This window comes from Pseudothauera hydrothermalis, from assembly GCF_003345255.1.
Classification (GTDB): domain Bacteria; phylum Pseudomonadota; class Gammaproteobacteria; order Burkholderiales; family Rhodocyclaceae; genus Pseudothauera; species Pseudothauera hydrothermalis.
Genome location: NZ_CP029331.1, coordinates 1,133,751 through 1,157,624 on the forward strand (window position 1 = coordinate 1,133,751; position 23,874 = coordinate 1,157,624).

Sequence of the window (23,874 nt, forward strand, 5' to 3'; positions counted from 1 at the left end):
ACGCCGACGCTCGATGGTTGATACCGGGCAGATCTTGGGCAGCGTTGCCTGGTTGCGCGCGGGTCGCTGTCAGCCCAATTCCTGCGCACGACCGGTTACGGTCGGGGATGGATGAGAAACGCGTAGCGCCCATGTTGGCCCGAAAGCTCAGCTCTGCCACCTTGTCGGCTTTGGCCCGGCACCTCGATGGCTTGGTACGAAGGGTGCCGGCCGGCTATATCCCTTTGTTTGCCGAAAACCAGGCGATTGGCGCCCTGTCGCCGGATTTTGCTCGCCGGGTGCGTGAGGTGGGGTTTCCTTTTCTTGCCGACGGCGACAGCTTGCAGCTTGATCCGGCATTGACCGGCGGTGCGCTGGAATCGGCGTGGATGGCGCAGGTCACGGCCTTGCGTAAAGAAGGATGGTTTCGCGCTTGGCGGGAGGAATATTTCGATGTCCGCTTGGGCGCGGCAGACGACTCGGCGGCCGTGCTGTGCCGGCTGGAGCGTGGCGCCTTCCGGCGCTTTGGGTTGCGTAGCCGGGCGGTGCATCTGAATGCGGTGACGCCGGATGGTCGCATGTGGATCGCCCGGCGTGCGGCCGGCAAGGCGATAGACCCCGGCCTATTGGATAACCTGGTCGGCGGCGGGCTGGCCAGTGGTGAAACACCGCGCGCTGCGCTGTTACGCGAATGTGCCGAAGAGGCCGGGATCGCTCCCGATCTAGCGGGACGTGCGCGCCCGATGGGCACGCTCTTTGCGCGCCGGGAGGAAGACGAGGGCATCCACAACGAATGGCTGCATGTTTGGCAGCTTGAACTGCCGGTCGATTTTGCGCCGCGCAATACCGACGGTGAGGTCGACGGCTTCATGCTGTTGGATCGCGCGGAGCTGGCCGCGCGGATTTTGGCCGACGAATTCACCACGGATGCGGCTGCGGTGGCGGCGACTTGGCTGCTGGGTCGTTTTCCGCAGCGCTGACGCCAACGGCGATCAAAGCCGTTGGCGCACCCAGCGCACGATGTCTGCAGCGCCCATGGCCCCAGACTGACGGGCGATTTCCCGCCCGCCAGCGAACAACACCAGGGTGGGAATGCTACGGATGCCCAATTGCGCGCCAAGCTGCGGTTCGTCCTCGGTATTGACTTTGGCCAGCCGTACCTGCGGTTCGAGCTGGCTTGCCGCCTGGGCAAACTGCGGCGCCATCATCCGACAGGGGCCGCACCAGGGCGCCCAGAAATCGACCAAAAGCGGGATGTCGTTACGGGTTTGATGACGGGCCAGCGCGGCGGCGTCCAACTCCACCGGCTGGCCGGTAAAGAGCGGGCGATGACATTGCCCGCATTGGGGGGCTTGAGCCAGCCGTGCGACGGGCACGCGATTGACCGCTTGGCAGTGCGGACAGACGAGATGGAGGGTGTCGCTCATGGTGTGTTCCGTCTCCTAGGTAGCGCAGCCGGACGTGCGCCTTCAGGCGGCATATCGGGTTGGTGCGGTGCATTTCAAGTCCATGGCTATGCACGGTGACTTTCGGGGCTGCTGTGTCGTTCGGCGCAATGCTGAGATAATCCAACCCTTGGATGATTTCTTGCTCAGTTGCTCGGACGGCGCCCGCATGAACCGCTCACGTCTCAAAAGAATTTCGATTTTTGCCTTGTTGGCCTTGTGCGCCGCAATCGGAGGGTTTTATCTCTATCCACAGCGCCAAAGTGCACTGCCGCCAGGCATTGCCGCGGGCAACGGCCGGCTGGAGGCGACCGAGGTCGACGTGGCGACCAAGATTGCCGGGCGGCTGGCCGAACTTGCCCCGCGCGAGGGCGACTGGGTCGAGGCCGGCGCCGTCGTGGGCCGGCTCGATGCCGACGATCTGCGTGCCCAGTTGCGGGCGGCCGAAGCGCAGGCGGTCCAGGCGCAGAAGGCCGCCGAGGGTGCGCGCGCGGATGTGCGCAAGCTGCGTTCGGATGTTTCCTTGGCCGAAAAAACCCTGAAGCGTTCCGAGGAGCTCATCGGCAAGGGTTTTGTCAGCCGCAACAAGCTCGATACCGATCAAAGCGGCATGGAACGTGCCGTGGCCGGCATGGCGCAGGCCCAGAGCCGTGTGGCCGAAGCCGATGCGGCGGTGGCGGCAGCGCTGGCCAAGGTGGATAGCCTCAAGGCAACGCTGAACGATACCCTGCTCAAAGCGCCGATCGCCGGCCGTGTGCTCTATCGCCTGGCCGAGCCGGGCGAGGTGCTGGCGGCGGGCGGCAAGGTGCTCACACTGGTCGATCTGTCCGACATGTACATGACCGTCTACCTGCCGACCGAGAAGGCCGGGCAGGTGGCGATCCAGAGTGAAGCGCGCATCGTGCTCGATGCACTGCCCGGGCAGGCGATTCCGGCAAAAGTCGGCTTTGTTGCGGCCAAGGCGCAATTTACGCCACGCGAAGTCGAAACCCGCACCGAGCGCGAAAAGCTGATGTTCCGTCTGAAAGTGCAGGCCGATCCGGCCTGGCTGGCGGCGCATCGCGATCTGGCCAAGGGCGGCATGCCGGGCGTGGCTTACGTCAAGCTCGACGCCAACGCCGTCTGGCCGGCCAATTTGCAGATCGAAGAAAAGTAACCGCTAACCGGTCATGGATCGCACACCGGTTGCCCGTCTGCGTCAGGTCAGCCTCCGCTACGGCAGCGTGGCGGCACTGGACGGCGTCGATATCGACTTGCCGGCTGGCGGCATGGTCGGCCTGATCGGGCCGGATGGCGTCGGGAAATCCTCCTTGCTGGCGCTGGTTTCGGGGGCGCGGCAGATTCAGGCCGGCCGCGTCGAGGTGCTGGGCGGTGATATTGGCGATGCGCTTTTTCGCGCCTCGGTGCTGCCGCGTATCGCCTACATGCCGCAGGGCCTGGGCAAGAATCTCTACCCGACCTTGTCGGTGTTTGAGAACGTCGATTTCTTCGGCCGCCTGTTCGGCCAGGGGCGGGCCGAGCGCGAACGGCGCATCGGTGAACTGCTGGCCAGCACCGGCTTGGCACCCTTTGCCGACCGCCCGGTGGCCAAGCTCTCCGGCGGGATGAAGCAGAAACTCGGCCTGTGCTGCGCCTTGATCCACGATCCCGACCTGCTGATTCTCGACGAGCCGACCACCGGCGTCGATCCGCTCTCCCGCCGCCAGTTCTGGGAACTGATCGAGCGCATCCGTGTGCGCCGGCCGGGGATGAGCGTGCTGGTGGCCACCGCCTACATGGAGGAGGCCGAACGCTTCGACTGGCTGGTGGCGATGGACGACGGCAAGGTGATCGGCACCGGCACGCCGGCCGAACTGCGCGCGCAAACCGGGCAGGCGACGCTCGATGGCGCCTTCATCCAGTTGTTGCCGGCAGACAAGCGGCGGGCGCATCGGGAACTCATCATTCCGCCCTTGGCCGATCACGCTGCGGGGTATGCCATCGAGGCCGAGGGGCTGACCCAGCGCTTCGGCGATTTCGTTGCCGTCGATGGCGTCAGTTTTCGGATCAGGGCGGGCGAAATCTTTGGCTTTCTGGGTTCCAATGGCTGCGGCAAGACGACCACGATGAAGATGCTGACCGGCCTGCTGCCGCCGACTTCCGGCCAGGCCAGGCTGTTCGGCAAGGCGGTCGATGCCAGGGACCTGGAGACACGCAGGCAGGTCGGCTACATGTCGCAGTCCTTCTCGCTCTACGGTGAGTTGACGGTGGCGGCCAACCTCGATCTGCACGCCCGGCTGTTCCACCTGCCGGAAGCCCGCCGGGGGGCGCGCATCGCCGAGCTGATGCAACGCTTCGGGCTGGACGACTACGCCGACCAGGCCGCCGCCGATCTGCCGCTCGGCATCCGCCAGCGCCTGTCGCTGGCCGTGGCCGTGGTGCATGAACCGAAGCTGCTGATTCTCGATGAGCCGACTTCCGGCGTCGATCCGGTGGCACGCGACGAGTTCTGGGAACTGCTGGTGGAGTTGTCGCGCCAGCAAGGTGTGACCATCTTCATCTCGACCCATTTCATGAACGAGGCCGAGCGCTGCGACCGCATTTCGCTGATGCACGCCGGCAAGGTGCTGGCCAGCGACACCCCGGCCGCCCTGTGCGCGGCGCGCGGCGAAAAGACGCTGGAAGCGGCCTTCATCGGCTATCTGGAGGAGGCGTCCGGCATGCGGGAGGCGACTGCCGCGGTGCACGCGGCAGAGGCGCCAATCACCGAAGCACCCCCCGCCGGCGAACGGCCGGGCCATGCCAGCGCCTTCAGCTTGCGCCGCCTGTTCGGCTATGCCTATCGGGAGGCGCTGGAGTTGCGCCGCGACATGATCCGCCTCGGCTTTGCGCTGCTGGGCTCGGTCATCATGATGTTCGTGCTCGGCTACGGCCTCTCTTTCGATGTCGAGAACCTGCGCTTTGCGGTGCTCGACCACGACCAGAGCCCGGAGAGCCGGGACTACGTGGCCCATGTGGCCGGGTCGCGCTACTTCATCCAACGGCCTGATCTGCTCGACGAAGCCGACCTCGACCGGCGCATGAAGAGCGGCGAAGTGTCGCTGGCCATCGAGATACCGGCCGATTACGGACGCGACCTGCGGCGGGGGCGGGCACCGGAGATCGGCGTGCTGGTCGACGGCGCCATGCCCTATCGCGGCGAAACGATGCGCGGCTACATCGAGGGCATGCACCGCGAATACGTCCAGCGCCTGCTGCGCGAACAGGTGGGGCAGGCGGCGGCGCAGCCCTTCAGCATCGCCTCGCGCTACCGCTACAACCAGGATTTCAAGAGCGTCTATGCCATGGTGCCGGCGGTCATTCCGCTGCTCATGCTGCTCATCCCGGCCATCCTGATGGCGCTCGGGGTGGTGCGCGAAAAGGAACTGGGTTCGATCACCAACCTCTATGTGACGCCGGTGACCCGGCTGGAATTTCTGATCGGCAAGCAACTGCCCTACATCGCCGTGTGCATGGCCAGCTACTTCCTGATGATGCTGGAGGCGGTGCTGGTCTTTGGCGTGCCGGTGAAAGGCAGTTTCCTGGCCATGACGCTCGGTGCCCTGCTTTATGTGACGGCGACCACCGGCCTGGGGCTTTTGATGTCCACCTTCACCAAGACGCAGATCGCCGCGCTCTTCGGCACGGCCATCGTGACCATGCTGCCGACCATCCAGTTCTCCGGCCTGACCACGCCGGTCGAATCCTTGCAGGGGGCGGGTTACTGGATCGGCCAGTTTTACCCGGCGACCTATTTCATCCTGATCTGCCGCGGCGCCTTCACCAAGGGACTGGGCTTTGCCGAGCTGTGGCCGTCCTTGCTGGCGCTGGCCGCCTTCATTCCGGTGCTGACGCTGGCCAGCGTCAGGCTGCTCAACAAGCAGGAGAAATAAGGTGGCACGCTTTTCCTGGAGCAACATCTTCCGCCTGGGCCTCAAGGAATTGCGCAGTCTGGCCGCCGACAAGGTGCTGCTCGGCCTGATCGTCTGGGCCTTCTCCGGGGCCATCTACGAGGCGGCCACCGGCGTGTCGCAGGAATTGCACAACGCGCCAGTGGCCATCGTCGATGAGGATGGCTCGCCGCTCTCCGCCCGCCTGGCCGGGGCGCTTTATCCGCCCTACTTCAAGGCCCCCGAGTCGATCCGGCTCGATCAGGTCGATGCGGCGATGGACAGCAACCAGTACGCCTTCGTGCTGGTCATTCCGCCGAATTTCCAGCGCGACCTGAATGCCGGGCGGCCACCGGAGCTCCAGCTCAATATCGACGCCACGCTGATCAGCCAGGCCTTCATCGGGGCCAACTATATCCGCCAGATCGTTAGCGGCGAGGTCAGCGAATACCTGACCGGGCGACGCGATGCGGTCACTTCGCCGATTCGCCTGACGACGCGGGCGCGCTTTAACCCGAACCTGACCGGCTTGTGGTTTGGCGGGGTCATGGAGGCGATCAACAACGTCACCATGCTGACCATCATCCTGGTCGGCGCCGCCTTCATCCGTGAGCGCGAGCACGGCACCATCGAACATCTGCTGGTCATGCCGCTGACGCCCTTCGAGATCATGATGGCCAAAATCTGGGCCAATGGGCTGGCCGTGCTGCTGGGTGTCGCCTTTGCCTTGCTGGTCATGGTGCAGCGCCTGTTGCAGGTGCCGATTGCCGGTTCGCTGCCGCTCTTTCTTGCAGCGGCCGCCTGCTACCTGTTCTCGGCGGCTTCCATCGGCATCTTTTTGGGCACCATCGCCCGCTCGATGCCGCAACTGGGCCTGCTCATCATCATCACCATCGTGCCGCTGCAACTGCTGTCGGGGGGCGTGACGCCGCAGGAAAGCATGCCGGAGGCCATCCGCCACATCATGGCGGCGACCCCGACCACCTATTTCGTCCGTCTGGCGCAAGGCATCCTCTATCGCGGTGCCGGCCTGCCGGAAGTCTGGCGCGACCTGTTGATGATGACCGGGGTGGGTGCGGTTTTTTTTCTGGTTGCCCTGATCCGTTTCCGCAAGGCGGTGACGCAGACACAGCTGTGAGGCCCTGGCGCTGCGCGTTGACATTGGTGTCAGCAAACATGTCGAAAATGGCAGATAAATTGGCGGTGTACTGTGGGGCCGGAAACGAAAGATGTTTTTAAACAATACCTTCAGCCCGCCTCTGGCAGTCTTGTTGCTGGCATGAAAATTGTTTTCGCTATGCATCATCCTCGAGCGCATATTCCGTGCCGCCTCTTGAGGCCGTTGTCAGGAGAATCCATACATGTCCGTCCAAACCCCCGCTCTGTCCCCAACCAATGCCGCGCCCGATGCCCGTTTGGCGCATTTCCCGGTGGCGCTTTTTTCCACCGTGATGGGTATGGCCGGCCTCACCTTGGCCTGGCTCAAGGCGGCACACCTGGGTGGCGTACCGGCCTGGATCGGCGATGGCCTGCGCTGGGTGGCAAGCGGTCTTAATCTGTTCCTGCTTGTGGTGTATGCGCTGAAGGTCGTCCGCCATCCCGGTGAGGTGGCCGCAGAGCGCCGGCATCCGATCAAGCTCAACTTCTTCCCTGCGATCTCTATCGGCCTGCTGCTGTTGGCCACGGCCTGGGTCGGTACGGTGCCGGGTGCGGCACAGTGGATGTGGGGCGTGGGGGCGGCCATGCACCTTGGCTTTACCCTGTGGGCGATGAGTAGCTGGATCCACCACACCCACTACGACATCAAACACGCCAACCCGGCCTGGTTCATTCCGGTGGTGGGCAACATCCTGGTGCCGGTGGCCGGCGTGAAGCTCGCCCCGGCGGACATCAGCTGGTTTTTCTTCAGCATCGGTCTGGTGTTTTGGCTGGTGCTGATGACCATCGTGCTCTATCGCCTGTTCTTCCACGAGCCGCTGCCCGCCCGGCTCACGCCCACGCTGTTCATCCTGATCGCGCCGCCGGCGGTCGGTTTCCTCTCTTACCTGGCGCTGGTCGGCGTCCTCGATGCGTTTGCAAGGGTGCTGTACTTCACCGCGCTGTTCCTCACCCTGTTGCTGGCGACCAACGCGCTGCGCTTTTTCCGGCTGCCGTTTTTCATTTCAGCGTGGGCGTATTCTTTTCCGCTGGCGGCGATGACCATTGCGACCTTCGAGATGGCGGCCCGGGTGGGTGGCGCCGTCTTTTGGGGGCTGGGTTGGGGCTTGATCGCGGTGCTCAGTGCAGTGGTCATGCTGCTGGTCGGTCAAACCGTGCGTGCTGCCTGGCAGGGTAAAATCTGCGTGCCGGAGTGAGGTCGGTAGCGGCCGCGCACGCACTGTGCGGTGGTCCAGCCGATGCGCACCCGCCCGTATGCCGCGAACGTGTACCCGGGTCGGCAACCCCACAACCGCTGAGCGCGACCGTGTCCGATTCCTTGCCCTACGCTTTGTCCCGTGCCCGTGCAGGCGCTGCGGCCTGGTCGATGTGCGCGATGGTCCTGCTGGCGCTGCTCTATGGCGCTCGCGCCTTGCCGGCTTGGCCGGCCGGCGTTGCCGCCTGGACGGCTGGCGCGCTGTTGTGGCCGCGCCTGGATCGACGGCAGAAGCGTTTTACCCTGGGGCTTGCCGCCTCGGGCGGGTTGGCCCTGGCTGTGGCGCTGTGGCAGGGGCGCGCGCCGCAATGGTCGCAACTACTCACTCAGAATACCGCGTTGCTGGGCATGCTGGGCGCGGTCAGCTTTCTGCAATTGGTGGGTTTGCATACCGGCGCGGACGCGCTGCCGCGCGGCGAACGGGCGCGCTGGCTCACCTTGGGCGGGGTGCATCTCTTTGGTGCGGTGATCAATATGTCGGCCATTTTCATCATGGCCGAACGGATGGCAGGCGGGGCGCGGCTGAGTCCGGTGCAGGCGGCCGTGCTGGCGCGCGGCTTTCTGGCAGCGGCGTTGTGGTCGCCGTTTTTTGCTGCCATGGCGGTGGCGCTGACCTATGCGCCGGGCGCGCGGGTTGGTGAAGTCGTGCTGGTTGGCTTACCGCTTGCCATGGGGGTGCTGTGGTTGGCCGGACGCATGCCGGCATCGGGTGCGTCGCAAGAGGCAATACAGAGCCCCTTTACCGGGTTTCCGATGCGTCTGTCGGCGCTGTGGTTGCCGGCGGCGCTCAGCGTAACGGTCATCGCCGGCCACGCTTGGCTGCCGGGGTGGAGTTCGCTGGGTATCATCAGCGCGGCAGCATTGACGCTGGCGCTGTCGGCGGCAGTGCTCACCCACGGGCTGCGCGACGGCTTAGAGCGGGTGCTGCGCCATGCCGAGCACCGCCTGCCAGCCATGTCTGGCGAGTTGTTGTTGTTTCTATCCGCCGGGGTGTTTGCCACCGGTCTGCAAGCGCTGTTTGGAACGCAAGCCGCTTGGCTGCCGTTTTCGCATGTCGGTCCGTTGCAGGCGGCGTTGATGCTGGCAGGCATGATGCTGCTTTGCGCCCTCGGCGTGCATGCGGTGGTCAGCATCGTCATGGTGTCGGCTTGGCTTGCGCCCTTGTCACCGGATTCGTTGCTGCTGGCGATGATCTTTTTGCAGTGCTGGGCCATCGGTCTGGCGGCCAATCCAATGGCTGGCGTGCATTTGTCGCTGCAAGGGCGCTTCGGTCTGTCGGCGCTTGCGCTGGCGCGCGGCAACCTGCGTTATTGCATGGCCGCTTATGGCCTGTGCGTGCTGTGGTTGGCGATAGTCGGCCTCTGGCGCGGATGGTGGTGAAGCGGATCGCTGCGCTGGGCGCTGTCAGTTTGGTGCAAGCAGGCGGCGGGCGGCGGCAAGCACGGTGTCGATCAAATCCGGGGCAAGACAGTCGATTTCCACCAGGTCCGGCCAGGTTTCGCGGAATTGACGCTGCCAGGTGAGTTGGCGCTTGGCAAGCTGCCGGGTGGCGGCGATCGCCTTCATGCGCAGCGTGTCCAGATCATACAAACCGTCGAGATATTCCCACACTTGGCGGTAGCCCACGCAGCGCATCGACGGCATGCCCAGATCGAGCCGGTAGGTGGTGCGCAGGCGGCGGACTTCGTCGATCAGACCGGCGGTCAGCATGGCCTCGAAGCGCTGCGCGATGCGCGCATGCAGCACGCTGCGATCCGCCGGTGCAAGTCCAATCGGCAGCCAGCGCCAGGGTGTATCTTCAATGTCGCGCCGGGCGTAGCTTTCAGCCAACGGGCGGCCGGTCAGGCGCACGATCTCCAGCGCACGTTGGATGCGCTGCGCGTCGGTGGGCGCCAGACGGGCGGCAGCGGCCGGGTCCAAGGCGGCCAGTTCGGCGTGCAGCGCCGGCCAGCCGCGCGCAAGGGCCGCTCGGTCGATTTCGGCGCGTAGCGCGGCATTGGCCGGCGGCAGATCGGAGAGCCCTTCGCGCAGGGCTTTGAAGTACAGCATGGTGCCGCCGACCAGTAGCGGAATGCGTCCGCGTGCGGCAATTGCGTCCATGACGGCAAGCGCGTCGGCGCGAAAGCGTGCGGCCGAGTAGGCTTGCTCCGGCGAGATGATGTCGATCAGGTGGTGCGGGCAGCTGGCACGTTCCGCTGGCGTGGGTTTGGCGGTGCCGATATCCATGTCGCGATAGACCAGCGCCGAATCCACGTTGACGATTTCCACTGGCAAGGCCGCAGCCAGCGCCAGCGCGCAGGCGGTTTTGCCGCTGGCGGTGGGGCCGAGCAGCAGCAGGGCAGGCGGGTGAGAAGCGGACACGGGGCGTTACGAGCAGGGCGGCATGCGGGGCCGCCATTATCCTTCATCGCGGGTATGATTGCGCCCCGGAAGCGCCATTGCGGTGCCGATCGAGGAGGGTGTGTGAAGATTTTTTCCCCGCTTTACGAGCGAGCCATGCGCTGGGCGCGTCATCGCCACGCGCCTTGGTATCTGGGGGGGCTGAGTTTTGCCGAATCGTCCTTTTTCCCGATTCCGCCGGATGTCATGCTGGCGCCGATGAGTTTGGCGCAACCGGCGCGCGCCGGGTGGTTCGCGCTGCTTACCACGCTCAGCTCGGTGGCCGGTGGCGTGCTGGGCTACGCGATCGGGATGTTTGCCTTCGATCTCATCGAACCGCTGCTGCGTGAGAGCGCCCATTGGGACAAATACCTGCTGGCTCAAGCGTGGTTTGGCCGCTGGGGGTTTTGGGCGGTATTTCTGGCGGGGTTTTCGCCGATTCCCTACAAGATTTTCACGATTGCCGCCGGTGCGGCGGCCATGGCGCTGGGGCCTTTTGTGCTGGCTTCGTTGGTCGGGCGCGGGGCGCGTTTTTTCATGGTCGCCGGCTTGATGGCCTGGGGCGGGCCGCGCATGGAGGCGGCGCTGCGCCGCTCGGTGGATCGGATCGGCTGGATCACCGTGGCACTTACGCTGCTGGGAGTGGCCGTTATGCAGTGGAGGGGGTGACGATGGGTTTTCTCGCGGATTTTTCGGCTACGCCGCCGACTCGTGAGGAGATCGAGGCGTTGCCAGGTCCGGTGCTGCTGGAATTCGGCGCGCCCTGGTGCGGCCACTGCCGAGCGCTTCAGCCGCTGCTGGCAGCGGCCTTGGCGAAACATCCGGCGGTGCGACACCTCAAGATCGAAGATGGCCCCGGCCGGCGGCTGGGGCGTAGTTTCCGGGTCAAACTGTGGCCGACCTTGGTGTTTCTGCGCGACGGTGAGGTGCTTGCCGAGCTGGTGCGCCCGACCGACGAGGCGGCCATTGGCGAGGCGCTGGCGGCGATCGATGCCGCCGGCTGAGCGCGCAGGGCGTTGTGCTTATTGCCCGCGCATGAAAAAACGGTCCAACTCCTGCAAACTGATCTGGGTCCAGGTCGGGCGGCCGTGATTGCATTGATCGGCGCGTTCGGTGACTTCCATTTCGCGCAACAATGCGTTCATTTCCGGCACGGTGAGCTGACGGTTGGCGCGTACTGCGCCATGGCAAGCCATGGTGGCCAATAGTTCGTTGCGCCGTGCAGTGATTACTTCGGTGGCCGGATATTCGCGCAGCTCCTCGAGCAGTTTGCGCATCAGCTCCGCCACTGGTGCATTGGCGAGCAGGGCAGGCACGCTGCGCACCGCAAGCTCTTGCGGGCCGGCAGGTGCGACTTCGAAACCCATATGCTGGAGCACCGCTCGATGCTCTTCGGCCGCTGCCATGTCGCGGGCGCTCACGCTGAATACTGCCGGAATCAGCAGGCGCTGCACGGCCGGGCGACCGTCGAGCACGGTCTTGAGCTTTTCGAAAAGAATGCGCTCATGCGCCGCATGCATGTCGACCAACACCAGACCGTGCGCGTTTTGCGCCAACACGTAGATGCCATGCAACTGGGCCAGTGCGTAGCCAAGCGGTGGGGTGTGGTCGGCATGTGGTAGCGGACTCGGTAAGGGCGCATGCGCCGGCGCCGTCATGGTGTTGGCACTGGCCGCTGAATCGGCAGCGCGCGGGCGCGCACTGCCGACAAAGTCGAGGTAAGCCTGCGTGGCCGGCTCCATCGCCAGCCGGGTCTGGACCGGCGCCGCATACGGGTAGGCGGCTGGGGAGGCGGCGTTTGAGGTGATGGCCGGACGAGCTTGGTCATCGTTGCTGCGGCCGGCCGATGCCGCCCCGGATTGCCCTAGTGTGCGGGTCAGCGCATGGAAGACGAACTGATGCACCGCGCGGGCGTCGCGAAAACGCACTTCGATCTTGGCCGGATGCACGTTCACATCCACGCCGGCCGGCTCCAGGGTGAGGAACAGCACGTAAGCGGGGTGGCGCGAGTTGTGCAGAATGTCGGCGTACGCCTGGCGTACCGCGTGGGCGAGCAGTTTGTCGCGCACGAAGCGGCCATTGACGAAAAAGTACTGTGCGTCGCGGCTGGCGCGTGAGTAGGCCGGCAGCGAGACCAGGCCGGTCAGCTGCAGCACACCGGAGGCGGCTTCGACTTCGCGTGCATGGGCCACGAAGTCATCGCCCATCAGCGCCGCTACACGGGCTGCGGGCGTGGCCACCGGCAAACGATGCACCAGCCGGCCGTTGTGCGTGAGCTGCAGGGCAATGTCGGGGCGAGCCAGCGCTACGCGGCGGAACATTTCGTCGCAATGGGCGAATTCGGTGGCTTCGCTTTTGAGAAATTTCCGGCGGGCTGGAGTGTTGTAATACAGATCGGCCACCTCGACCACGGTGCCGTGATCGAGCGCGGCCGGTACCGGGCTGCGATCTTCGCTATCGATCCGCCACGCGTGTGCGGCGCCGGCGGCGCGGCTGGTAATGCGCGTGCGGGCGACTGCGGCGATGGCAGCCAACGCTTCGCCGCGAAAACCCATCGTGCCCACGCGCTCCAGGTCGTCCAGGCGGGCAATTTTGCTGGTGGCATGGCGCTCCAAGGCCAGCGCGAGATCCTCGCGCTCGATGCCACATCCGTCATCGGCTACCCGGATTCGGCGCACGCCGCCTTGTTCGAGCTGCACCTCGATGGCGCGCGAGCCGGCATCCACGGCGTTTTCCAGCACTTCCTTGAGCACCGAGGCGGGGCGTTCGACCACTTCACCGGCGGCGATCTGGTTGATCAACAGGTCAGGCAGGCGGTGGATGACGGGCATGGCAGCTGGCGCAGCACAACACGGCGGGCGATTATACGCTGCGCGGCGATGACCGCCTGACAATGGCTAAATGCTTTCGGCAGATCGTCTCGCGTGGATATTCGGGTATCCTGTATCGCAAAAATATCTCTGTGCAATGACTCATGTGCAGGGTTTGAATCGCGCGCGGGGGCGGACTGCCGTTGGCGACATGGCGAGGTTTTATCGCCTTGATGAACTGAACGCCCAGCACCTTTACAATGCGGCCCGCAACGCGTAGAGATTGCAGCGTGGAAGCTGGCTAACGCGCGGAACGAAAACGGCGAACCTTTGTTGTACTCCAATCAAATTGGAGCAATCACCAATTTGAGCTTCGAGCGTAAGTTCGGCTGCATCATCGGCCAACTGGAAGTGGTCTCCGAGGTCATCGAGCAAAAGACCAAACGTGCAGTCATCCGGGTGGTCCAGAGCCTGGCCACTGCTGTTTTTTTGCCCGTGCATTGAACCTGTGCGGGCGCTTTTCCCCACAGGATCATGAAAACCATCGTCATTGTCATCTCCGGCCGCGGCAGCAACATGGAAGCCATCGTGCGCGCGGCCATCCCCGGGGTGCGCATCGCCGCGGTAGTCAGTAACCGTCCGCAGGCCAAGGGTTTGGCGTTTGCCGCCGAGCACGGTATTGCCACGGCGGTGGTCGATCACACCGCCTACGCCGACCGCGAAACGTTCGATGCCGCACTGGCCGAGGTCATCGACAGCCATTCGCCGGACCTGGTGGTGCTGGCCGGTTTCATGCGGGTGCTGAGCGAAGGCTTTGTGCGCCGTTACGAAGGTCGACTGCTCAATATCCACCCCTCGCTGCTGCCGTCTTTCCCCGGCCTGCATACCCACCGCCGCGCGCTGGAAGCCGGCGTGCGGATTCATGGCGCCACGGTGCACTTCGTCACCCCGGCGCTCGATTGCGGTCCGGTGGTCATTCAGGCCGCGGTGCCGGTGTTGGATGACGACGACGAGGAGCGCCTGGCCGCCCGGGTGCTGGCCGCCGAACACCGCATTTACCCGCAAGCGGTGCGTTGGTTCGTAGAAGGCCGCATCCGTGTGGTGGGCAACCGTGTTGAAGTGCTGGGTGCGGCGCAGGCGGCGGCTGCGCTGATCGTGCCGGCGCTGGAGAGCGCTTCGTGAGCAGGCGCATACAGTCGGTTGCTGCACGCTTGGCGCTGCTGGCGTTATTCGTTTTGATGCCGGGCTGGGCGCTGGCCGGGCCGTGGCCTGCGAGCGGGGAAATCGTGTACCAGATCACCATGAGCGGCGGGCCGCCGATCGGTGAGGCGCGGCACAGTTGGTCACATGATGGCCGGCAGTACCGTATGCAGACCACGGTGCGCACGGTCGGTTTGGCCGCATGGGTGAAAAATCTGCATTACGTGCAGCGCAGCGAAGGCGCTGTGACAGCGGCAGGGTTGCGCCCGGCCCGCTTCAGTGTGGAGCGCGAAGGCAAACAGGCCGAGCTTGCTGAATTCGATTGGCAGCGCGGCGTGGTGGTCCACACCCGCAAGGGGCGTACCCGTGAGTCTGCGGTGCAGGCCAACGATCAAGATGTGCTCAGCCTGTGGCATCAGATCGCCCTCGGCAGCGGGCGACCGCTACCTGATCGGCTCAAGGTGGTGACCGGGCGCAAGGCGGCGGAATCAACCTTACGTTGGGAGGGCGAAGAATTCGTCGAGTTACCGCTGGGGCGGGTTGCAACCCGGCGGCTGACGGCGCGGGCGGTCGATGGCAGCCTGCAAATCGAGGTGTGGTTTGCCACTGAGCAACACATGCTGCCGGTACGGCTACGGATGACCGACGACGAGGGTGGGGTGTTGGACCAGCGTGCCAGCGAACTGCGCGTTGCGGCGGCGATGAATGGGATGGATGGATGAAGGCGAACGCAAAACAGGGCAAACGGAACACTGCCCCGCTCATTGCAGCGAAGGTCAATGCCGCGGGGGTCAGCCGCCCGCTGCTGGTGCAGGCCACGCAGGCACTGGGGGCGGTGCTCTGCATGGAGCATCCGGCCGATGCGGTGCTATCGAGGTATTTCCGTGAGCACCCTACACTGGGCCAGCGCGACCGCGCGTTTGTGGCCGAAACCATCTATGGCGTGCTGCGCCGGCTGCGCTGGCTGCGCCGTTTGGCCGGGGCCGAGGCGACCCCACGGCAATTGCTGCTGGCCTGGTTGGCTCGCGGCGAAGGCTGGCCGCTGCGTCACTTCGAGGACGTCACCGCGCCTGCCGAACGCGAATGGATCGCCGGGTTGAAGGCGCGGGAGATGGACGAGGGCAGTCTCGCCGAACGCGCCGACCTGCCCGACTGGCTGGTCGAGCGCCTACTCTACCTGACCGACGAAGCCGGTTTGCTGGCTTTGGCGCGCAGTCTCAACCGCCCGGCGCCGCTCGATCTGCGCGCCAACCTGATCAAAACCGACCGTGAAGCGCTGCTTACCCGATTGCAGGCCGACGGCATCGCCGCCGAGGCCGGCGCCTTGTCGCCGCATGCCATCCGCGTGGCCGGCAAGCCGGCACTGCATAAACATCCGGCTTTTCTCGATGGCAGCTTTGAGGTGCAGGACCAAGGCTCGCAATTGCTCAGCTTTCTGGTGCAACCCAAGCGTGGCGAGATGGTGGTGGATTTTTGCGCCGGGGCTGGCGGCAAAACACTGCATCTGGGGGCGATGATGCGTTCAACCGGAAGGTTGTACGCCTTGGATGTGTCCGAGCGGCGGCTGGCCAAGCTCAAGCCACGTATGGCGCGCGCCGGCCTGACCAACGTGCATCCAGTGTGCATTGCCCATGAACACGACGCCCGGATCAAGCGCCTGGTCGGTAAAGCCGACCGCGTGTTGGTCGACGCGCCTTGTAGCGGCCTGGGCACGCTGCGCCGCAATCCCGATTTGAAATGGCGTCAGAGCCCGCAATCGGTGGCCGAAATGGTGGCCAAGCAAGGCAGCATCCTGGCGGCAGCCGCGCGTCTGGTGCGCCCAGGTGGGCGGTTGGTGTATGCCACCTGCAGCCTGCTCGCCGAGGAGAACGACGGCGTGGTCGATGCCTTTCTGGCTCAGCATCCGGATTTTCAGGCGGTCGGCGCGCAAGATATCTTGGCCAAGCAGGGCATTGCGCTGGATACCGGCCTGCGCCTGCGCCTGTCGCCAGCGAACCATGATACGGACGGTTTTTTTGCTGCCGTGCTGGAGCGTCATGCGGGCTAAGCTTGTGCTGGCGCTCATCGGCTTGGCAACGGCTGCCCCGCTTGCCGCCGGCCAACGCCTGCCTGCCCAAGGCAGCGTGGAAGTGGCGTTTTCTCCGGCGGACGATCCGGAGGCGTTGTTGATCGAATTGATCGGGGGCGCGCGCCACAGTGTGCATGTGCAGGCTTATCTGTTTACCAGTCGCAAGCTTGCCGCCGCCCTGATCGCTGCGCAGCGTCGCGGCGTGGCGGTACAGGTGCTGGCCGATGCGCAACAGCACAAGCGGGGGCGTAACGCGCTCGACCAATTGCTTGCTGCTGGCATCCCGGTAGCTTTTGAGACCGCTTATGCGGCCGCGCACAACAAAGTCATGATCGTCGATGCCGCCGGTCCCGGCTGTGCGGTGGCGACCGGTTCTTACAACTACACCTGGTCTGCGCGCAACCGTAACGCCGAAAACCTCATCGTGCTGCGCGACCATTGCGCGTTGGCGCAACTTTATTTGCGCAATTGGCAGCGTCACCGCGAGGCGGCCACCGAACTGCATCGCCTCCCATGGCATCCGCCGCCTGGCGCTTCTTCGGGCGGCTGAACTTACCCTCGGCCCCGGGGTCAGTACCCAGGCGACCGGACACTTGCCGGACGTGGCGGCAGGCGTAGAATCTTCCGGCCGCGCTCTCTGAAAGAAGGATTTTGTAACATATGTATCTCGGATTGATCGATCTGCCCTGGTGGGGCTATGTCCTCGTCACGCTTGCGCTCACCCATGTCACCATCGTCTCGGTGACTATTTATTTGCACCGCCATCAAGCGCATCGGGCGCTGGATTTGCATCCGATCGCCAGCCACTTTTTTCGTTTCTGGTTGTGGCTCACCACCGGCATGGTGACCAAGGAATGGACGGCCATCCACCGCAAGCATCACGCCAAGTGCGAAACCGCAGAAGACCCCCACAGTCCGCAAATTCGTGGTCTGCGCAAAGTTTTGCTCGAAGGCGCGGAGCTTTACCGCGCCGAGGCCAAAAACGCCGAAACACTGGCGCGCTATGGGCACGGCACTCCCGATGACTGGCTGGAGCGCAAGGTGTATCGCCACTCGATCCTGGGTGTGTCGATCATGCTGATCGTCGATCTGGTGCTGTTCGGACCGATCGGGCTGACCATCTGGGCGGTGCAGATGGCGTGGATCCCGTTCTGGGCGGCTGGCGTGGTCAATGGTTTGGCCCACTACTGGGGTTATCGGAACTTCAATTGCGCCGACGCCTCCACCAATCTTTTGCCCTGGGGCATCTTGATCGGCGGAGAGGAGTTGCACAACAACCATCACAGCTTTGCCACGTCGGCCAAGCTGTCCGCCAAATGGTATGAATTCGATATTGGCTGGATGTATATCCGCATTCTCGCCATGCTGGGCTTGGCCACGCCGCGCAAGGTGATTCCCAAGCCTCGCTTCGCCGCCGCCAAGCAAGCGGTCGATCTGGATACCCTGCAAGCGGTGCTGACCCATCGTTATGACGTGATGACGCGCTATGTGGCCTCGCTCAAGCGCTTGTGCAAGGACGAAATCGCAAGCCTCAAAGCCCGTCATGCCGGGCGCTTCGACCCCAAGGCGCTGCGTCGCTGGGTGCTGTCCGGTGAAGACCGGCATCTGAATGAGCATGACAGGCGCCAGTTTGCCGAGGTGTTGCGTGACAGCCGGGCGCTGGCGACGGTGGTGGCGATGCGTGAAGAACTGGCTGCGATTTGGGCGCGCTCCAACGCGACCCGCGAGCAGTTGCTGGCTCAGTTGCACGACTGGATTCAACGCGCTGAGCAAAGCGGTATCGAGCAACTTCAGGAATTTTCTCTGCGGCTGCGGCGTTATGCGCTCTGAGCCGGCCGGCTCAAACATGGCTCGACTGCCGCCGGTGCGGTCGCAGGTAGCGTAGACGTCGATTCGGTGCGCGGCGATTTCGGTGTGGCCGGCGGGAGCAAACCAATGGGGCAAAAATGGAACCGACTGCCGGGTATGCGACGCGAGCCGCCTGGCCTAGAACGCACCATACTGCGCAAACTTCCGCTGGTGGCTATGTGGGGGACCGCGCTTGCGCTGCTGCCGGCGCTGATTGCGCGTGCGCTCTGGAGCGCGAGCGCCAGCACAGAAGCGTATCGTGCAATGCAGTGGGCTGACATCTGGGCGTTAGGCAGTGTCACGCTGTTCTGGGCTGCGCTACTGACCGTGTGTATCTTCTGTGTGGTGGTGCTGGTGATGAAGGGGCCGGCCTATATCGCCGACCGCTACGACTTGCCCGACAGCGACCGGCCGCGGTGAGCCGCTCTGCAAAGCTTGAGGCGCGTGGCTCATGCCTGGGCGCCGTTCTGGTCTTCGCCGATCAGCAGCGTGGTCGGTCCAAGCCAGACATGTGGCGGTATTTCCAGGTTGGTGGGTGCCGGCTGGTGGCGGAAGACTCGTCCGGCTAGGTCGAACATCGAACCATGGCAGGGGCACAGAAAACCGCCCGGCCAATCGGCGCCCAACCCGCTGGCAGGGCCGGCTTGAAGTTTTTCGCTGGGCGAGCAGCCCAGGTGGGTGCAGATGCCAATTACCACCAAGTATTCCGGCATGATCGCGCGGTGTGGGTTGGTGGCGTAGTCCGGCTGCACCGAGTCTGCCGATAGCGGGTCGGCCAAGCGATCTTCATGCCCGCCCAGATTGGCGAGCATTTCGGCGGTGCGGCGCAAAATCCACACCGGCTTGCCGCGCCACTCCACGGTCATCATTTCTCCGGGGGCGAGCTTGGAGACATCGGCTTCGACCGGTGCACCGGCAGCCCTGGCGCGCTCGGAAGGGGTCAGGCTGGCAACAAAGGGCACAGCCGTAGCCGCGGCGGCGGCGGCCCCTGCGGCCGAGGTGGCGATCAACAGATTGCGACGATCTTTGGCAAGGTCTGGCATCTCGGGTGCTCCCTCAACGGCGTGGAAAAAAGCTGCCGAACATCATCGATGCCCGGCAGCCAAGCTGAAGCGGTAGTCCGGAGGAAGGAAACTCGGACAACGGCCTGCTAGGGGTTGGGGGACGTCGAGGTGACGCAGCAGCGACCGCTTGGGCAAGTTCTCCCGCTTCTGCCCAGGGAGATTCAAATAACGTGCCAGCTCGATTCAATTCTTCGGGTTTGGCTGAAAATTAATTTATAAACAAAGCTTTAATTTTTGATTGCGATTGACAGTCAGAAGGCGACTCGCCGTCGGGTATGCTTTTTTTGACAGCTTTTGTCAGAGATAGCGGCATAGCCTGACATTTTTGTCGGACGCTAGGTTTGTTGGTACTGTCTGAGCTTGCGGTATAAGGTGCGCTCGCTGATGCCTAGTTTTTCAGCCAATGCCTTGCGGCTGCCGCGGTGAGCCTGCACCACCTGCAGGAAGCTGCGGCGCTCGATGTCGTCCCAGCGCGGTGTATCGTCCGCGCTGCGCTGGCGCTGTCCATCGGTGTCGCTCGAGTCGGCAAGCGCGGAGCAGGTGCGCAGTTCCGCATCCAGGTGTTCGATATCGATTTCCTCGCCGTCGCACATCAAGCTGGCCCGTTCCAGCAGGTTGCGCAGCTCGCGTACATTGCCCGGATAGCTGTATTGGACCAGCACTGCCAGGGCAGCAGGTGTGACACGCAGTCGACGCCCCGCCGCCACACGGGCGAGCAGCGATTCGACCAGCAGCGGAATGTCGCTGGCGCGCTCGCGCAACGGCGGCACGGTGATCGGGAAGGTGTTGATCCGGTAGTAGAGATCCTGACGGAAGCTGCCTTGCGCGATCATTTGCTTGAGCGGCCGGTGAGTGGCCGAGATCAAACGGATGTCGGCGCGGCGCAGTTCGGTGGAGCCCACCCGGCGGTAGGTGCCGGTTTCCAGCAGACGCAGCAGCTTGACCTGCATGCCCAGCGGAATGTCGCCGATCTCGTCAAGAAAAAGAGTGCCGCCGCTGGCCGCTTCCACCAGACCGGGCTTGCGGCTGGTGGCGCCGGTGAAGGCGCCACGTTCATGACCGAATAGTTCGCTTTCGAACAGGGTCTCGGGCAGGCCCGAGCAATCCACCGCGACAAAAGGATGGCCCGCCCGCTGGCTGGCGGCATGAATGGCGTTGGCCACCAATTCCTTGCCGGTGCCCGATTCGCCCTGCAGCAGGATGCTGGCGTTGGAAGGCGCGGCGCGTGCGATCAGCCCGAGCATGTGCTGGAAGGCCGGGGCGCGGCCGACCAGTCCGGTGTGGTCGGAGAGGCCGCGGGCCACGTTCATCGGCTCCATCTTCTCGATGAACCAGGCGATTTCGCCGTTGGCGTCGCGAATCGGCGAAAGCTCGATGCTCACATATTCCTCGCCGCGCGGGGTGTGGTGCAGGTGCAGTACGCGCTCGCGCTGGCCGGACTTCAAGCTCTTGGCCAGTGGACAGGACTCGCCGGCCTGGTCGCAGGGGAGGTTGTAACGGTGGGAGATCTCGTAGCAGGTGCGTCCGATCACGCTGCGCCCGGTGGCAAAGCCGGCGCGGTAGGCCGTGTTGGCTGCGATGATGCGGTAGTTGCGGTCGCACAGGATGTGTGGCTCCGGCAGCGTATCCAGGAAAGACAGGAGTTCGGGCAGGGGGCGGGTGTCGGGGTGCATGATACTGTCCAAATTGGCAGCGCAATGGCAGTTGATACTGGCAGAGTGTCCATGTTGGCAGTTCCGGCGTCAAGCAGACGGCTTTGACAATGATCAAAAATCGATAAAAATCAATAACATAGAGTGTTGATTAAGGGTTGGCATGGCGCTAGCATCTGCGCCCGTGCTGACCCGGAGAAACGCATGCTTGCATCCGACCGAAAACTGCTGCGCGAGATCGTCGTGGTCGTCGTGCTCAAGCTGGTGCTGATCGCCGCCCTGTGGTGGGGGTTCATCCGCGACCACAAGGTCGAGGTGGATAGCGCACGGATGGCGGTGCATGCGGCCGGGGGCCTACAACAACCTGACGACGGAGAGACCGATGGTCACAGAGCAACTCGTTGATCTTTCGCGGTTGCAGTTTGCCGCGACCGCGATGTACCACTTCCTGTTCGTGCCGCTGACCCTCGGGATGGTCTGGCTGCTGGTGATCATGGAAAGTGCGTACGTGATGACCGGCAAGCTCATCTACAAAGACATGACCCGCTTCTGGGGCAAGCTGTTCGGCATCAACTTCGCGCTGGGCGTGACCACCGGGATCACGCTGGAATTCCAGTTCGGCACCAACTGGGCCTACTACTCGCACTACGTGGGCGATATTTTCGGCGCGCCACTGGCCATCGAGGGGTTGATGGCCTTCTTTCTGGAATCGACCTTCATCGGCCTGTTCTTCTTCGGCTGGGACCGCCTGTCGCGGGTGCAGCACCTGATGGTGACCATCCTGATGGCGGTGGGCACCAACCTCTCCGCGCTGTGGATCCTGATCGCCAACGGCTGGATGCAGCACCCGGTGGGCGCCGAATTCAGCTTTGAAACCATGCGTATGGAACTCACCGACTTCTGGGCGGTGATGTTCAACCCGGATGCGCAGGCCAAGTTCGTGCACACCGTGTCGGCCGGCTATGTGACCGGGGCGATGTTCGTGTTGTCGATCTCGTCCTGGTATCTGCTGCGCCGTCGCGATCTGGAATTCGCCCGGCGCTCGTTTTCGATTGCCGCGGCCTTTGGCTTTGCCTCGGTGTGCTCGGTGATCGTGCTGGGCGACGAATCCGGCTATGTGGTGAGCGAGGCGCAGCAGACCAAGCTCGCCGCCATGGAGGCGATGTGGGAGACCGAGCCGGCGCCGGCCAGCTTCAACGTCATCGCCATCCCCAACGAAGCGGAGATGAAAAACGACTACGCCCTGCAAATCCCCTGGGTGATGGGTTTGATCGCTACCCGCTCGCTCGACCAGGAAATTCCCGGCATCCGCGAGATCGTCGCGCGCAACCGCGAGCGGGTCGAGGTGGGTGTGGAGGCGGTGCGCCTGCTCGAAGCCCTGCGCGCCGATCCGGGCAATGTCGAGCTGCGCGAGCGCTTCGATGCGGTCAAAGACGATCTGGGCTTTGGCCTGCTGCTGAAAAAATACGTCACCTCCATGGACGAGGTCACGCCGGAACTCATGGATCGCGCCGCACGCGACACCATCCCGAAGGTGGCGCCGCTGTTCTGGAGCTTTCGCATCATGGTGGCGCTGGGCTTTGCCATGCTGGCGCTATTCGGCCTGGCGCTGTGGTATTCGGTGAAGGGTAACTTCGAGCATAAGCGGTGGCTGCTGCGCTGGGCGTTGTGGTTTTTGCCGGCGCCGTGGATTGCCTCGGAACTGGGCTGGTTCGTCGCCGAGTACGGCCGTCAGCCCTGGACCATCTACGGCGTGCTGCCCACCCACCTGTCGGTATCTACGCTGACGGTGGAAAGCCTGTACGGCTCGCTGGCCGGCTTCGTCGGTTTTTATACCTTGCTGCTGATCGTCGAGATGTACCTGATGGTGCGCTTTGCCCGCCAGGGACCGGGCAGCCTGGGCACCGGTCGCTACATGAACGAAACCGCGCACGCCTGAGAGGAGGCTACATCATGATTTTTGACTACCCGACCCTGAAACTCATCTGGTGGTTGCTGGTGGGCGTGTTGCTCGTCGGTTTTGCCATCATGGACGGCCACGACATGGGCGTGGGCACGCTGCTGCCCTTCGTCGGCAAGAACGACACCGAGCGCCGCGTGGTGATCAATACCGTCGGCCCGCACTGGGACGGCAACCAGGTGTGGTTCATCACCGGCGGCGGGGCGATCTTCGCCGCTTGGCCTATCGTCTATGCCACTGCCTTCTCCGGCTTCTATTGGGCGATGCTGGCGGTGCTGTGGGCGTTGTTCTTCCGCCCGGTGGGCTTCGACTACCGCAGCAAAATCCACAATGCCACCTGGCGCAGCACCTGGGACTGGGGGTTGTTTGTCGGCGGGTTCGTGCCGCCGGTGATCTTCGGTGTGGCCTTTGGCAACCTGCTGCAAGGCGTGCCCTTCCACTTCGACGACACCCTGGTGCCGTATTACACCGGCAGCTTCTGGGACCTGCTCAACCCCTTCGCACTGCTGTGTGGCGTGGTCGCCAGTGCGATGATCACCCTGCAGGGGGCGGTATACCTGATGCATCGTACCGAAGGCGAGATCTACGCCCGCACCCGCAAAGCCATGCTGGGCGCGGGCATCGTGCTGCTGGCGGCCTTCAGTGCGGCCGGCGTGTGGGTGCAGGATATTCCCGGCTATGTGATCACCAGCGCCTTCGACCCCGCGGCACTGCCCAACCCGCAGGCCAAGACGGTGGCACGCGAAGCCGGCGCCTGGGTGGCTAACTACCGCACGATGCCCGCCACCTTGCTGGTGCCGGCGCTTGCCTACCTGGGCGCGATCGGCGCCGTCTGGCTGGCCTGGCGCGGACGCACGCTGGCGGCTTTCGTAGCCTCCTCGCTGGCCATCGTCGGGGTGATCGGTACCGCAGGGGTGTCGATGTTCCCCTTTGTGATGCCTTCGATCAGCGCGCCGGACATGAGCCTCACGGTGTGGGACGCGGTCTCCAGCCAGCGCACGCTCTCCATCATGTTCTGGGCCACGCTGATCTTCATGCCGCTGATCGTGCTCTACACCAGCTGGGCCTACAAGGTGATGTCCGGCAAGGTCACCGCGGCCTATGTACGCGAGAACGAACACTCCGCCTACTGAAACAAGGAGAACACG

At 64.1% G+C, this 23,874-nt stretch carries 23 protein-coding genes; 18 read left to right on the plus strand and 5 right to left on the minus strand.

The window, feature by feature from the left end:
- The first annotated feature begins 107 nt into the window (after nucleotides 1-107).
- Nucleotides 108-959, plus strand: a complete 852-nt coding sequence (locus DIE29_RS05515) for an NUDIX hydrolase (protein ID WP_162860591.1) — start codon at nucleotides 108-110, stop codon at nucleotides 957-959.
- Between the two features lie 12 nt (nucleotides 960-971).
- On the opposite strand, the gene trxC is transcribed toward DIE29_RS05515, so the two are convergent.
- Nucleotides 972-1,406, minus strand: a complete 435-nt coding sequence (gene trxC, locus DIE29_RS05520) for a thioredoxin TrxC (protein ID WP_114649430.1) — start codon at nucleotides 1,404-1,406, stop codon at nucleotides 972-974.
- Between the two features lie 187 nt (nucleotides 1,407-1,593).
- Here trxC and DIE29_RS05525 point away from each other — a divergent pair, with 187 nt between their 5' ends.
- The 5 genes from DIE29_RS05525 (at nucleotide 1,594) to DIE29_RS05545 (ending at nucleotide 9,125) form a co-directional block, all read left to right on the plus strand.
- Nucleotides 1,594-2,580 carry an HlyD family secretion protein gene (locus tag DIE29_RS05525; RefSeq protein ID WP_102042030.1) on the plus strand — a complete coding sequence of 329 codons (987 nt, stop codon included), beginning with the start codon at nucleotides 1,594-1,596 and terminating at the stop codon, nucleotides 2,578-2,580.
- Between the two features lie 13 nt (nucleotides 2,581-2,593).
- On the plus strand, nucleotides 2,594-5,335 hold the full coding sequence (rbbA, locus tag DIE29_RS05530) for a ribosome-associated ATPase/putative transporter RbbA (RefSeq protein ID WP_114649431.1): 2,742 nt from the start codon (nucleotides 2,594-2,596) through the stop codon (nucleotides 5,333-5,335).
- A gap of 1 nt (nucleotide 5,336) precedes the next feature.
- Nucleotides 5,337-6,470, plus strand: coding sequence for an ABC transporter permease (locus DIE29_RS05535; RefSeq protein ID WP_114649432.1), 1,134 nt, complete (start codon nucleotides 5,337-5,339; stop codon nucleotides 6,468-6,470).
- 223 nt (nucleotides 6,471-6,693) lie between these two features.
- Nucleotides 6,694-7,686 carry an SLAC1 anion channel family protein gene (locus tag DIE29_RS05540; RefSeq protein ID WP_108080290.1) on the plus strand — a complete coding sequence of 331 codons (993 nt, stop codon included), beginning with the start codon at nucleotides 6,694-6,696 and terminating at the stop codon, nucleotides 7,684-7,686.
- A 110-nt stretch (nucleotides 7,687-7,796) separates the two neighbouring features.
- Nucleotides 7,797-9,125 carry a hypothetical protein gene (locus DIE29_RS05545; RefSeq protein WP_108080289.1) on the plus strand — a complete coding sequence of 443 codons (1,329 nt, stop codon included), beginning with the start codon at nucleotides 7,797-7,799 and terminating at the stop codon, nucleotides 9,123-9,125.
- A gap of 24 nt (nucleotides 9,126-9,149) precedes the next feature.
- On the opposite strand, the gene miaA is transcribed toward DIE29_RS05545, so the two are convergent.
- Nucleotides 9,150-10,106 (minus strand): tRNA (adenosine(37)-N6)-dimethylallyltransferase MiaA, encoded by a 957-nt coding sequence (gene miaA / locus DIE29_RS05550; RefSeq protein ID WP_108080288.1) that lies wholly within the window; start codon nucleotides 10,104-10,106, stop codon nucleotides 9,150-9,152.
- A gap of 102 nt (nucleotides 10,107-10,208) precedes the next feature.
- On the opposite strand from miaA, the gene DIE29_RS05555 reads away from it, so the two are divergent.
- Both DIE29_RS05555 and DIE29_RS05560 read left to right on the plus strand, forming a co-directional pair.
- Nucleotides 10,209-10,793: a YqaA family protein gene (locus tag DIE29_RS05555; RefSeq protein WP_108080287.1), complete on the plus strand. Its 585-nt coding sequence runs from the start codon at nucleotides 10,209-10,211 to the stop codon at nucleotides 10,791-10,793.
- A 2-nt stretch (nucleotides 10,794-10,795) separates the two neighbouring features.
- On the plus strand, nucleotides 10,796-11,128 hold the full coding sequence (locus DIE29_RS05560; RefSeq protein ID WP_108080286.1) for a thioredoxin family protein: 333 nt from the start codon (nucleotides 10,796-10,798) through the stop codon (nucleotides 11,126-11,128).
- 18 nt (nucleotides 11,129-11,146) lie between these two features.
- Here the strand turns inward: DIE29_RS05560 and mutL are convergent, their stop codons facing one another.
- Entirely contained in the window at nucleotides 11,147-12,955 is a 1,809-nt protein-coding gene (gene mutL / locus DIE29_RS05565; RefSeq protein ID WP_114649433.1) for a DNA mismatch repair endonuclease MutL, read from the minus strand.
- Between the two features lie 345 nt (nucleotides 12,956-13,300).
- Between mutL and DIE29_RS14550 the strand changes: the two genes are divergently transcribed.
- From DIE29_RS14550 to DIE29_RS05595, 7 genes are all read left to right on the plus strand, one after another.
- Nucleotides 13,301-13,438, plus strand: coding sequence for a hypothetical protein (locus DIE29_RS14550; RefSeq protein ID WP_162860592.1), 138 nt, complete (start codon nucleotides 13,301-13,303; stop codon nucleotides 13,436-13,438).
- 30 nt (nucleotides 13,439-13,468) lie between these two features.
- Nucleotides 13,469-14,116 (plus strand): phosphoribosylglycinamide formyltransferase, encoded by a 648-nt coding sequence (gene purN / locus DIE29_RS05570; protein WP_102042019.1) that lies wholly within the window; start codon nucleotides 13,469-13,471, stop codon nucleotides 14,114-14,116.
- Nucleotides 14,113-14,856 carry a DUF3108 domain-containing protein gene (locus tag DIE29_RS05575; protein ID WP_114649434.1) on the plus strand — a complete coding sequence of 248 codons (744 nt, stop codon included), beginning with the start codon at nucleotides 14,113-14,115 and terminating at the stop codon, nucleotides 14,854-14,856. Before purN ends, DIE29_RS05575 begins: the two co-directional genes overlap by 4 nt.
- Nucleotides 14,853-16,181, plus strand: a complete 1,329-nt coding sequence (locus DIE29_RS05580; RefSeq protein WP_102042017.1) for an RsmB/NOP family class I SAM-dependent RNA methyltransferase — start codon at nucleotides 14,853-14,855, stop codon at nucleotides 16,179-16,181. Before DIE29_RS05575 ends, DIE29_RS05580 begins: the two co-directional genes overlap by 4 nt.
- On the plus strand, nucleotides 16,171-16,752 hold the full coding sequence (locus DIE29_RS05585) for a phospholipase D family nuclease (RefSeq protein ID WP_102042016.1): 582 nt from the start codon (nucleotides 16,171-16,173) through the stop codon (nucleotides 16,750-16,752). The genes DIE29_RS05580 and DIE29_RS05585 overlap by 11 nt, the downstream gene beginning before the upstream one ends.
- Before the next feature lie 110 nt (nucleotides 16,753-16,862).
- Complete coding sequence (locus DIE29_RS05590) at nucleotides 16,863-18,032, plus strand: DesA family fatty acid desaturase (protein ID WP_102042015.1); 1,170 nt, start codon at nucleotides 16,863-16,865, stop codon at nucleotides 18,030-18,032.
- Nucleotides 18,033-18,137: 105 nt separating this feature from the next.
- The gene (locus tag DIE29_RS05595; RefSeq protein WP_114649435.1) at nucleotides 18,138-18,470 is read left to right on the plus strand and encodes a hypothetical protein; all 333 of its coding nucleotides are present in this window, start codon (nucleotides 18,138-18,140) and stop codon (nucleotides 18,468-18,470) included.
- Nucleotides 18,471-18,499: 29 nt separating this feature from the next.
- On the opposite strand, the gene petA is transcribed toward DIE29_RS05595, so the two are convergent.
- A complete protein-coding gene (petA, locus tag DIE29_RS05600; RefSeq protein ID WP_114649436.1) occupies nucleotides 18,500-19,093 on the minus strand; it encodes a ubiquinol-cytochrome c reductase iron-sulfur subunit in 594 nt (197 codons plus the stop codon).
- A gap of 356 nt (nucleotides 19,094-19,449) precedes the next feature.
- Entirely contained in the window at nucleotides 19,450-20,787 is a 1,338-nt protein-coding gene (locus DIE29_RS05605) for a sigma-54 interaction domain-containing protein (RefSeq protein ID WP_102042012.1), read from the minus strand.
- A gap of 183 nt (nucleotides 20,788-20,970) precedes the next feature.
- On the opposite strand from DIE29_RS05605, the gene cydP reads away from it, so the two are divergent.
- Genes cydP through cydB form a run of 3 tightly spaced genes read left to right on the plus strand, consistent with a single transcriptional unit; the run spans nucleotide 20,971 to nucleotide 23,859 of the window.
- Nucleotides 20,971-21,171, plus strand: a complete 201-nt coding sequence (cydP, locus tag DIE29_RS05610) for a cytochrome oxidase putative small subunit CydP (RefSeq protein WP_114649437.1) — start codon at nucleotides 20,971-20,973, stop codon at nucleotides 21,169-21,171.
- Nucleotides 21,149-22,705, plus strand: coding sequence for a cytochrome ubiquinol oxidase subunit I (locus tag DIE29_RS05615; protein WP_114649438.1), 1,557 nt, complete (start codon nucleotides 21,149-21,151; stop codon nucleotides 22,703-22,705). The genes cydP and DIE29_RS05615 overlap by 23 nt, the downstream gene beginning before the upstream one ends.
- 14 nt (nucleotides 22,706-22,719) lie before the next feature.
- A complete protein-coding gene (cydB, locus tag DIE29_RS05620; protein ID WP_114649439.1) occupies nucleotides 22,720-23,859 on the plus strand; it encodes a cytochrome d ubiquinol oxidase subunit II in 1,140 nt (379 codons plus the stop codon).
- Nucleotides 23,860-23,874 lie beyond the last annotated feature (15 nt).